The sequence below is a fragment of the Micromonospora sp. NPDC049060 genome, from assembly GCF_040649055.1.
GTDB classification, from domain to species: Bacteria; Actinomycetota; Actinomycetes; order Mycobacteriales; family Micromonosporaceae; genus Micromonospora; species Micromonospora reichwaldensis.
The window spans coordinates 58,397-70,706 of sequence record NZ_JBEZEV010000027.1 but is presented as its reverse complement, the minus strand read 5'-3'; the positions used below and the strand labels follow the sequence as shown (position 1 = coordinate 70,706).

The window sequence follows — 12,310 nt, the reverse complement described above, 5'->3', positions numbered from 1 at the left end:
CAGGCCCAGTTCCGCGCGGCTGACCGCGTCCGGACCGGCCACGTTGAGCGGGCCGGCGTAGTCGGTACGGAGAAGCTCCTGCACGGCGGCGGCCACCGGTCCGCGGCGGCGCGGACCGACGGCACCGCTCGTCCACCAGCGGCGGTCAGCCCGGCAGGGCCACCTGTGCCGGAGTCGACCGGTGGGTGGTGGTGCCGTCGCCGAGCTGCCCGAACGAGTTGTCGCCCCAGCACCACAGGCTGCCGTCGGCGCGCATCGTGCAGGTGTGGTAGGACGTGGCGAGGCTGTCCGTCCAGGTGGTGGCGCTACCGACCCGGGTCGGCGCCGACCGGTGGGTGGTGGTGCCGTCGCCGAGCTGCCCGGACGCGTTGTTGCCCCAGCACCACAGGCTGCCGTCGGTGCGCGTCGCGCACGACGAGTCGATGCTCGTCTCGACCCTCGCCCAGCTGGTGCCGGTGCCGACCTGGAGTGGGGTGGTCTGGAAGCCGACGCCGCCGCCCACCTGGCCGTACCCGTTCTCGCCCCAGCACCACAGCGTCCCGTCGGCGCGGACCGCGCAGGTGTGCACGTACCCGGCCGTCACGCCGGTCCACGTGGTCGCGGTGCCCACCTGCGTCGGGGTCGCCCGGTAGTCCCGGATGCCGAGACCGAGCTGCCCGTCCGAACTGCTGCCCCAGCACCACAGGGTCCCGTCGGTGCGGGTGGCGCAGGTGTGCGCGTACCCGGTCGTGACGCTCGCCCAGGTGGTCGCCGTGCCGACCTGCACCGGGGCGGTCGCCTGATAGGGACTCGCGCCGGTGCCGAGCTGCCCGTGGCGGTTCTGGCCCCAGCACCACAGGGTGCCGGTGGTCTGGACGGCGCAGGTGTGGTTGGTGGCGGTGCTGACGCTGGCCCAGGTGGTGGCGTCGCCGATCCGTACGGGGCTGCTCCGTTTCGTGGTCGTCCCGTCGCCGAGCTGCCCGTTGTTGTTGCTGCCCCAGCACCACAGCGTTCCCTCCGTGCGTACCGCACAGGTGGTGCTGATGCTGGCGTCGATACGCGCCCAGGTGGTGGCGTCGCCGATCCGGACCGGAGCTGTCCGGTCCGTGGAGGTCCCGTCGCCGAGCTGGCCGTAGAAGTTGTTGCCCCAGCACCAGAGTGCGCCATCGGTGCGGATCACGCAGGTGTGCAGATTGCCCGCGGCGACCCGGGACACCGGCCCGGCGGCGACCGAGGCGTTCGGCGTGCCCCGGTCAACAGAACTGACGCCCGCCGTGGCTGCCCCCGCCGTGACTCCGATGGCCAGCACGGTGATCCCGACAGAGGCCGCTGCCGCGACGGCGGCTCGGGCTGCCCGCCGCCATCGCGTCCGTAGCCGCCCCACCCGATTCTCGTTCATGATCTGCTCTCCCTGGAGATCGTCGGTTTCGTGCGGTGGAGGCGGCGTTGCCCCGACGGGTCGCCAACAACCCGTCATATCGATGAAACCCTACATCGATAAACGTCAGTCCTGCGTGCTCGGGCCTCTGCCGACCGGCCGCTTCCTGGCGGCCCGGTGCCCTGGTGGATTGGCGGCCGAGGTGCCGGAGTCGGGCGAGCGGATCATCGGTCCCCCTGGCCGCCTGACGTCGGGTCGGCAACCGCGAGCCGGGCAGGCTGGCGGGAGCAGGTCGTCCCGCCAGCCTGCTCGGTGTTCGACGGCGCCCGCCAGGCCGACCTCCGGACCACTGCGCCGACGACGCAGTCCCGATGACCTAGCGGGATGTCTCCGACCGCGCGGCGCGGCGGATGTCGAGCAGGTGGTGCTCGCCCTCGTGGATGGTGTGTCGGCCGAGCCACAGCAGCGTGCGGGCCTGCGGTCGCGGCCACGGGTAGACCCCGGTGCGGGCGAGTTCCGCAGGACCGAGCATGCCGAACCGGGCGGCCAGGTCGTCGGCGGCCGCGCCCAGCGCCGCCAGCACGGTCGCGGGATCCTGCTCGTTGTACGCCTCCGCCACGGCGCGCTCGTCGCGTCCCGTCGGGGCGAACTCCGGCTCCTCGACGCGTAGCGCCAGCGCGAGGCGCTCGGCCTGCATGCCGAGCACGTCGCGGACGTGGCAGGCGTACTCCAGCGGCGACCACACCCCCTCGGCCGGTCGCCGGCGCACCTGCCGCACCTCGGCGAGGGCGGCCGAGTATCGCCCGCCGAGCGTACGCAGGAACGGCGGCAGTTCGTCGGCGGAGATGCCGGCATAGTCGAAGCCGCACTCGTCGCACCGGTCCACAGGCCGAGGCTAGCGGCGTTGCCGTCCGCCGTCACGCCCCACGGGCGCCACGCGGCGGTCGGGGAGGGGCCCGCCCGGAAACGTGGCGCCAGCGCCGCCGACAGCCGCCACAGTCCGGGCTCACCCGGTCGGGCGGTCGGTCCGGCGGCGCGCCCGGGACGGCGGGGAGGGCACGGTACGGCCGGCGCGGTACGGCCCACTGCACAGTTCCGTCGGCCCACCCGGTCCGATCGTGTCGACCGTTCGGTCTGACGCAGAGTCACCATGCCGACACAGGCGTTGTGAGTAATCTCCGCGATCGATGTGCTGGCGCGGACCAGCGCCGTCGGTGACGGCCATCGGACGAACGAGGTGTCTCATGGTGGCTCTACGACGGCTGCTCGCCATGATGGTCGCGACGGCGGTGACCGCCGCGCTGGGGCTGGTGTGGACGGCGGCCCCCGCCCAGGCCGACGAGGCGTGGGAGAGCGCGTTCAAGAACCTGATGTCGCGCACGGCCACCTGGGCCGACGGCGGACTGTCCCAACTGGGGCTGCTCGGTCAGCCGCTGCCTCTGCTCGGCGTCAGCCCCGGCGCGCTCGTCGACGCCGACACGCTCGTGGACAAGGCGTCCGACGCGCTGGCCAGCGGCCTGACCAAGGAGGACGTCGACCTCGGCGGCGGCACCCGGCTGACCAGCTCGGTGAGCACCAGCGGCGGCGACCACCTGCTGGACGTGCTGCTGACCACGAAGCGCGAGGTGGCCGACAAGGACCTCACCCTGGCCGGCGTGACGCTGGACAAGGCGGTCGGCGTCACCGGCTGGGCCACTCTGCACCTGCGGGCCCGGCACACCGCTGCGGGGGAGACCTACCTGGTGCGCGACGGGGACACCCCGCGTATCGACATCGACGCGGCGGCGCGGCTGCGTGCCGACCTCGACCAGGCCACCGCCTCGGTCGGCATCCTCGGGGTCACGCTGACGGCCGGCAGCACCCTCACCGCGCGTACCCACCTCAAGGTCACCGTGACCGACCCGAACGGCGACGGCCGGCTCGCCTTCGACTCGGCCGCCGGCCCGAACACCGGCGAACTCGGCGCGGCGGGCTCCCTCGCCGGCCTGGTGCAGGTGGCCCTCGACAACTCCGGCGGGGGGAAGATCTCCGACACCGAGACCGAGCCCGGCCCCGGCTCGGTGCACGGCGTGGTCAAGCTCGGTGCGGCCGTCTCCGGCGCGCCATTCGCGCTGCCCGCCGTGGCGGCGACCGTGAACGTCGACTGGAACGACATCTCCGTCGGCACCCCCACGGTGACCACCACCGGGCTGGACGAGACGATCGCCAAGTTCCGCAACATGAGCCCGCTGGATCTGGCCTCCGGGCTCGCCCAGCTCGCCGCCCTGCTAAGCGGCGTGCAACAGAGCGGTCCGGCCGGCAACCTCAACCTGCCCTTCCTGCGCGGCACGTTCGCCGACGCGGTGAAGGTCAACGAGAAGCTCACCGACTTCCTCCGCGAGCACGTCCACCCGCGTCCGGACGACCCGCGCTTCGACCCGGACACCGACGACCCGGCCCTGGCCGGACAGCCGAAGTTCAGCTCCATCCAGCAGCTGCTCGCCCTGCTCGCCGCCGAGGGGCTGCCGGTGGACAACCTCTCCTTCGACGACGACAAGCTGGTCTTCCGGGTCAAGCTCGAGCGGGAGTCCACGGTGGAGGTGCCGCTCGATCCGGGCGCCGCGGAGCTTTCCGGGCGCGGGGCGACCTTCGCCGCCAAGGGCTTCAGCGTCAGCGGCGACCGGTTCACGCCCGGTGCGCTGGTGGGGCAGCGGGTGGTGGCCGGCACCTCCGCCGGTACCGTCGCCGCCAACACCGCCAACTCCGTCACCCTCGCCCAGGACTGGATCGGCGGGCAGCCGCCGAACGACAGCGCGTGGGTGATCAGCGGCTCCAGCCCGAACATCGGCGCCGTCGAGCTGGCCGGCACTCTCGCCAAGCCGGTAGGCGGCGACAAGACGGTCGGCTTGCGAACGGCGAACGCCCAGGCCAGCTTCGCCGAGGTGAAGCCCCGCTACAGCGCGTCCGTCACGCTCGTGCTCGACCTGCGTGACGGCCTCGGCAGCCCGGAGGCGAACGTCGACCGGGTGCTGCTGCGCACCGACCCGGCGACGCCGCTGTTCGCCGCCGATTTCCCGATCGCCACCGGGATCGACTTCTTCGCCACGGCCGGCTTCCTCAAGGTCAAGCTCGGTGGCGAGCTTTCCGTCGGCCCGGCCGCCGCCGGCGAGCGGATGCTCCAGGTCAGCTTCAGGCAGGCACAGGACATCAGCCTCGGCACGCTCTTCGCGCGCCTGAAGTCCGATCCGGGGAACCTCCTGGCCGTGTCGTCGTCGGTGAAGACCACCGGCCGGGTCACCGTCAGCGTGCCCGGCGCCACCGGCGCCCTCGGGCAGGGCATCGGCGTCGACGTGAGCTGGCAGGCCGGCGGGCAGCCGGTGGTGGACACCTCGGCGCTGTCCGGGCTGTCCGCCGTCGACTTCAACTCCGACGATCCGAAGGCGCTCTTCGCGGTCGTCGTCGAGGCGCTGAGGCTGGTCAACGTCGCGCTGTCCCAGCCCGGCGGCGGGAGCGGCCCGCTGGACAAGGAGATTCCGCTCCTCGGCCGCTCCGCCCGGCAGCTGCTCGGTGGCGACGAGAGCGGCGTCGGCAGGGACGTCACGTTCGTCGCCGACGGGGCGAACTTCCTGCTCAAGGACGCCTCCCGGGAGGGTGACTCCGGCTTCGACGCCCGGCTCGCCGGGCGGACCGTCGTGGTCGGCAGCAAGGCGTACCGGGTGGTGGCGCGGATCGACGGGCAGACCCTGCGCGTCGACGCGGCCGGCACCCCGAAGCCGGCCGACGGCAGCGCGTACGCGCTGCGCCCGGAGTTGGCCGACGCGCTGGACCGGCTGCTCGCCTCGCCCCCCGACAACCTCCAGGACGCCCTGGACACGCTCAATGGCGCCATCGGCGAGGACAGCGGGATCAGTTTCACGCTGGACGAGCGCGCGGGCGGGCCGTTCCTGCGGCTCGGGCTGGACTGGAAGCGCGAGTTCCACACCGGTGGCCCGCTCAACTTCGCCTGGGACGCCCACCGCGAGCTGGTCACCCTGGACAGCTCCGGCACGTTCGCGGTCGACGTGGACGCCCGGGCGCAGCTCGGTCTGCTGCTGCCCCTGCGGCTGAACGCCGCACCGTTGCTGGACCACAGCTCCTCGGCCAGCGTCACCGTCGCCGGCGGGGTCACCGACGCGGCGATCGCCGCGCGCGTCGGGCCGCTCGCCCTGGACCTCGGCAAGGACCCGGACTTCGCCACCGTCAAGGCCAACCTCAGTGTCGGCCTGGGCGGGCTGACCGAGGACGGGCCGATCAGCGGCCTGCTCGGGGTGACGCCGCAGTTCACCACGGCGGGCGTCGACTGCGGCGACGGGGTCGGCGGCGCGAACGTGCCGCTGTGCGCGAAGGCTCCGCTCTTCGTCAACAACTGCGACCCGGCCGACGACACCAATCTGCTCACCCTCACCGTCGGCCTGGACCTCACCCCCACCCCCGGCCTGCCGAACCTCGACTCCTGCTTCGCCAACCTGTCGCTCAAGCTCACCGACATCAACGTCGGCATCGACGGGTACCTGGCCAAGGTCGAGGAGGCGTTGCGGCTGGCCAGTTTCGACGGCAAGCTGCCCCTGGTCGGCGACGACCTGCAGCGGGGCCAGCGGTTCGTCGCACAGCTGCGCGAGGACGTGAAGGCCGCGATCGGGCCGGTGCTGGCCAACGCCACGCTCGACAGCGCGGGCGTGCAGGCGGCCCTCAACGAGGTGCTCGCCGACCTGGACCCGGGCGTGAGCGCGGTGGTCAGCTGCCGCAGCGGCGTCGCGGCGCCCTGCGCGTCCGAGGACTTCCAGGCGATCCGGATCAAGCTCACCACCTCCAAGGGCGCGCCCTCCGCGGCCGACGGGTGCAAGGACGCGAGCGCGTCCGACGAGTGCCTCAACCTCAACGTGCCGCTCGACCTGGGCATCCCCGGCCTGTCGCTCAAGGCGAAGAAGGGCGCCCCGGACGGCATCCAGGCCAAGCTGGGCTGGAAGCTGCACCTGGACCTGGTCCTGGACCGGGAGGAGGGCTTCTACGTCCCCACCCACGACGGTGACACCTCGCCCGAGGTGCAGGTCGGCGCCCAGTTCGACATGACCGGCGACCTCGCCGCCCAGCTCGCCTTCATCCAGGTGAAGGCGACGAAGCGGACCACCGACCCGCTGGTGAAGGCGTACTTCGGCATCGACCTGAAGGGCTCGCCGGGGGAGAAGAGCTGCTTCGACCCCACCGTCACCGCCGACTGCACGGCCAACCCGGACGACCGGCTCACCCTCGCCGAGTTCGCGGACCTGGGTTCGCTGCTCGCCACCGACCTCACCGCCCAAGTCAAGATCGACTGGAAGCTGGCGGCGGCCGTCGACACCGGTGGCGAAGACTCCGCGCTGCCCGGCATCAGCGCCACCTTCGGGCTGCAGTGGGGCCTGGCGCACAAGCGGGGCGGGCTCACCGCGACGGGCGACGGCGTCACCACGCCGCTGAAGGTGACGTTCACCGACATCGCCCTGGACGCCGGCGCCTTCTTCGACAAGATCCTCAAGCCGGTGGTGGAGAAGCTCAAGGCGGTCACCGGGCCGCTGCAGCCGGTCATCGACACCCTGTACGCGCCGATCCCGGTGCTGTCGGACCTGTCGAAGGCCACCGGCGGCCCCGACATCACCCTGGTCTGGCTCGCCAAGACCTTCAGCACCCTCAACGGCGGGCCGAAGCTCGACTTCGTCGACACCGTCAGCGCCGTGGTCACGTTCGTCAACCGGATACCCGACTGCGACTCCGGCTGCTCCATCCCGCTGGGCTCGTTCAAGATGGACAGCGCCAGGGCCCTGACCACGGAGGTCACTCCCGCCTCGGCCGAGAGCCTGATCGACCGCACCTCCGAGTACCACCCGGCCTCCGGCGCACAGGTGAAGGCGAAGGTCGACGAGGCCGCCGGCGACGACGGCGAGAAGCTGTTCACCCCGGCCGCCGACGGCAGGAGCAACGCCCAGAAGACGGGCTTCAGCTTCCCGATCTTCGACAACCCGAGCTCGCTGTTCGGGCTGCTGCTCGGCCAGGACGTCGAGCTGGTCAGCTTCGACTCGGGCCCGCTGGAGCTGGGCTTCAGTTGGCGGCAGTCGTTCGGTCCGGTCTACGCGCCGCCGCCGGTCTTCGTCACCCTGTCCGGCAGTGCCTCGGTGACCGCCCGGTTCATCGCCGGCCTGGACACCGCCGGCATCCGGCACGCGGTCGAGGCCGCCACCGACGGCACGTCCGTCGACGCGGTGAGCCTGCTCGACGGCTTGTACTTCAAGACCTCCGACAGCAGCGGAAAGGCCGTCCCGGTGGTCACCCTGCGCGGTGAGATCGCCGCCGGGGCCGAGGTGAGCGTGCTGATCGTCAAGGTCGGCATCGAGGGCGGCATCCAGCTCACCGTCGGTTTCAGCTGGAACGACCCGAACAACGACGGGAAGTTCCGCACCAGCGAGTTCCTCCAGGCGCTCCTGGTCAACCCGATCTGCCTCTTCACCACCAGCGGGCGGCTCTCGGTCTTCCTGCGGGTCTACGTCACCATCGACCTGTTCCTGTTCAAGAAGAAGTTCGCCTTCACCCTGGTCGACGCGACCCTGCTCGACTTCCGGGCGCAACCGGACTGTTCCCCGCCACCACCGGAACTCGCCGGCACCGTCGGGGACACCCTGGTCGTCTTCGCCGGCAAGTTCGGCAAGAAGGAGCAGCGCGGGCACGAGGTGTGGGACAACGACGCCGACACCTACGCCGGTGACGTGGTCAAGGTGTACGCGCTGCACTACGCCGACGCGGGCACCCCGGGTGCCACCGACGGCTTCGACGGCTTCGCGGTGGAGGCCCTGGGGCGCCGGCAGGAGTTCCTCGACCCGGCCCTGACCCGGGTGGTCGTCGACGGGCGCGGCTACGAGGTCGCCGACCCGGACAGGAACTCCCTGTCGGTGCTGCTGCTCGGCGACGGCGACACCAGCGGCGACGGCACCAGGACCTCCGCCTTCGACAAGACCGCGGTGGTGCTCGGCTCCGACGGCAAGGACCGGATCAGGACCGGGACCGGGCAGGCGTACGTGGACGGCCGCGGCGGCGACGACGTGATCGTCACCGCCGAGGCGGCCGGCGTGGTCAGCCGGGTCGCCGGCGGCGCCGGGAACGACAGCATCACCACCGGCGACGGCGACAACGTGGTCGCCGGCGACAGCGGCCTCGGCGGCACCGACCGGGGCGCCACCACCGTGCGCACCCCGGCGGGCGACCGGACCCTCGACGGGTTGGTCGACTGGACGACCCTGGACGCCCCCACCGGCGCGGCGGCCGGCGGGGACGACCAGGTCACCGTCGGGCACGGCGCCAGCACCGTCTACGGCAACGGCGGCGACGACGCGCTCGGCGTGGTCGTCGACGACCGGCCCAACGGCGGGAACACCCTGGTCGGCGGCCCTGGCGCGGACACCGTCAACGGCGGCAGGGGCGACGACACCATCCACACGTACGGCACCGACGTCCCCACCGACGCGGACCAGGCCGGCACTGGCGACGCCGGGCTGGTCAACCAGGTCGACACCGGCGCCGGTCAGGACACCGTGCACGGCAGCGCCGGGGTGGACCTCGTCGTCTCGCACTCGGCCAACGGCCAGACCGGCCGCGTCTACGGCTACGGCGGCGACGACGTGCTGGTCGGTGGCTACGGCACCGACGAGTTGTTCGGCGGGCCCGACGAGGACTACGTGATCGCGGAGCCCTCCCAGGTCGGCGAGCCGGACGGCTCGGACGGCTACGGTCCGTTCCGTCAGGTCGTCCACGAGCCGCTGCCGGCGGGCACGCAGCCGCAGCCCAAGCTGCTCGTCGGCGGACTCGGCAGCGACCACCTGATCGGCGGCGACGGCGGCGCGAGGGTCTTCGGCGACCGGCACCTGCCCGCCGAGACCTGCGCCGACGCCACCCTCGCCGACGCCCAGCCGGCCCCCGCCGACCAGGGCGCCGCCGACCTCGTCCTCGGCGGCGCCGGGGTCGAGGTGGTGTCGGCCGGTGGTGGCAACGACCGGGCCGACCTCGGTGGCGGGGACGACCGCGCCTGCGGCCAACTCGGCGACGACACCCTGCACCTCGGCGGCGGCACCGACCGGGCCTGGGGCGCGGCGGGCGTCGACCAACTGCACGGCGACGACGGCGACGACCTGCTCTTCGGCAACGCCGGCGACGACGGCCTCTTCGGTGGCGCCGGCGCGGACACCGCCGAGGGCAACGCCGGCCGCGACCAGGTCTTCGGCGGTCGGGACGGCGACGTGCTCTACGGCGGTGGGCGCACCGCCGGCGCGACCGACGGTGCGGACCACCTGTACGGCGAGGAGGGGCCGGACCGGATCGTCGGCGACAACGGCACCCCGCGCCTCGGCGACATCGGGCCGTACCCGCTGGACCTGGCCGGCGACGCGGCCGGGGCCGGCGCCGGGGATGTGATCTCCGGTGGCGGGGACGACGACCTCGCCTACGGCGGGCTCGGCGACGACCGGATCGACGGCGACGTCGGGCACGACCAGCTGGAGGGCAACAACGGCGCCGACGTGGTCCACGGCGGCCACGGCCGGGACGAGATCGTCGGCGGCTCCTCGCAGGAACCGGCCGCCGGCACGGGCCGGCCCGACGTCGGCGACCAGCTCCACGGCGACGGCGACAGCGACCTGATCGCCGGGGACAACGCCCGCTTCGTGCCGGCGGACGCCGACGCGACCCGGGTGACGCAGGGCCGGGCCGGCCCGCCGCGCAAGGTCACCCTGCTCGACCTCGGGTTCACCCCGACGGCCGGCACCAGCGGCGGCGACCTGATCTCCGGTGGGGACTCCGACGACGTCATCTTCGGCCAGGGCGGCCCCGACCGGGTGCACGCCGGCGGCGGCGCCGACTTCGCCGAGGGCGGCCCCGGCGTCGACTGGGTCGAGGGCAACCAGGGCGACGACGACCTGGTCGGCGGTTCCAGCACCGCGTACGACGGAACCGGAGCGGCCACCACGGGCCAGCCGGACGCCGCGGACGCCGTCTTCGGCGGACCCGGGTCCGACGCCGTCATCGGCGACAACGGCGCGGTGCTGCGCCCGCTCGCCGGTGAGCAACCGACCCCCGTTACCGTCCGGGTCGGTGCCGGCGGCGCACCGTTCGGCCCGCGGATCGTGGTGCTGCTGGACCGGGCGGCGACCACCGCCGGCCGGTACGGCGACGACCGGATCAGCGGCGGCGACGGCGTCGACACCCTGTGGGGTCAGGACGGTGACGACGCCCTGACCGGGGACGGCGACGGCGACTACCTGGAGGGCAACGGCGGGACGGACGTCCTGCGCGGGGACAGCGCCCTCGGCGCGCCGGGACGGTCCACGGTCGCCCCGCTGCCCGACCCGGGCTGGCCGGGCGACCCGGCGGCCCCCGCCGACCTCGTCGGCGACGGCACGCCGGCGGGGCAGGACGACCTGATCGGCGGCAGCTCGGCCCCGGGCTTCCGCGACGGCGGGGACGTGGTGGAGGGCAACGGCGCCGACGACGTGCTCCTCGGCGACAACGGCTCGCTGCTGCGGACCGTGACCACTGTCGACGGCAGCCCGACCGAGCGGGTCTACACCGAGCGGTACCCGACCGGCGCCGTGCCGGCCGACGCCACCCGGGCCCGTACCCACGATCCGGCGCTGCCCGGCCCGTCCACCCGGTTCTGCACCACCGCCCAGGCCACCTGCGAGCCGGCCGGCGCGTTCGGCGGCGACCAGCTCCACGGCGACGCCGGCAACGACGGCGTCTGGGGCCAGGACGGCGACGACGTCATCCGAGGCGGCGACGGCGACGACGACCTCTTCGGTGAGCTCGGGGCCGACACCCTGTACGGCGAGGACGGCCGGGACGCCATCCTCGGCGACCGGGGCGGCGTGGTGAGTCAGTACCTCAACGCCGACGACGTGGCGGCGCTGGGCTTCACCATCACGCTGTCGTCGGTGCCGCAGGAGACGTACACCGGATTCCGGGCCGGCGACTACGACCGGCGCGTGGATCTGTCGCACGACACCGACGGGGACGCCTGGATCGGCAGCTCCACCTCGGCGCCGATGCCGCACTCGGGGTTGACCGCCGGCTCCGGGGACCGGGTCCGGGGCGGCGCGGGGGCGGACAACATCCACACCGGGTTCGGTGACGACGTCGCCAACGGTGACAGCGGCGGCGACCAGATGTTCGGGTCGGCGGGGTCGGACGTCCTGTGGGGCGGCAGGGGCTGCGACCCGGTGCTCGACGCGGCCAACCCGCAGTGCCTGGTGAACGGGGTCTTCAGCGCCGCCGCCCGGGGCGACCGCGACCAGTACGTCGACCACCTCTTCGGCGGCGCCGGAGCGGTCGACGGCCCGGCCGTGACCGCGGTGCTCAGTTCCGACCTGCTGGACTTCCGTCCCCGCGGGTCGTACCCGGGCAACTGCGCGGCCGGGGCCTGGCCGGCGGACCTGGCGTCGGGCACTGTCGACCCGTGCCTGTGGTTCGAGATGACGAACCTGACCGACGACGCCGTGGCCGACAACCAGCACCATCACGGCACCGACTGGATCTACGGCGGCTGGGACCGGGACGTGCTGCAGGGTGACGTGACGGCGAACGGCCCGAACAACGGCGACCGGCTCTTCGACTGGAACGGCGCCTACAACCTGTTCACGCACTGCAACGCGGCCAACGGCGGGTTCAACGACGTCCGCCAGCACAGCCCGGCCATGCAGAACTTCCTGACCCGGCTGGCCTGGGCCTCCGGCGCCGGTCGCAGCCCGACCGACGTGACCACGGCCGGCACCTCGGCGTTCCTCGAGCTGTCGTTCGTCTATCCACGCGACACCCGTGAACGGGGTGCCGGACCGGCGTTCCCCGGCACCCCGGGGCACTTCGACCAGCCGTCCTGCACGGACTGACCGCGCCGATCGGACCGGGGCCCGGCTCTCCACTGGG

At 73.2% G+C, this 12,310-nt stretch carries 3 protein-coding genes; 1 reads left to right on the top strand and 2 read right to left on the bottom strand.

The features are described 5' to 3' along the window. Positions 1 to 145: 145 nt before the first annotated feature. Both AB0B83_RS13495 and AB0B83_RS13490 read right to left on the bottom strand, forming a co-directional pair. A complete protein-coding gene (locus AB0B83_RS13495; protein ID WP_357578410.1) occupies positions 146 to 1,378 on the bottom strand; it encodes a hypothetical protein in 1,233 nt (410 codons plus the stop codon). 355 nt (positions 1,379 to 1,733) lie between these two features. Beyond that, positions 1,734 to 2,243 carry a DinB family protein gene (locus AB0B83_RS13490; RefSeq protein ID WP_357578409.1) on the bottom strand — a complete coding sequence of 170 codons (510 nt, stop codon included), beginning with the start codon at positions 2,241 to 2,243 and terminating at the stop codon, positions 1,734 to 1,736. Between the two features lie 358 nt (positions 2,244 to 2,601). Between AB0B83_RS13490 and AB0B83_RS13485 the strand changes: the two genes are divergently transcribed. Then, entirely contained in the window at positions 2,602 to 12,273 is a 9,672-nt protein-coding gene (locus AB0B83_RS13485; RefSeq protein ID WP_357578408.1) for a calcium-binding protein, read from the top strand. The last annotated feature ends 37 nt before the right edge of the window (positions 12,274 to 12,310 follow it).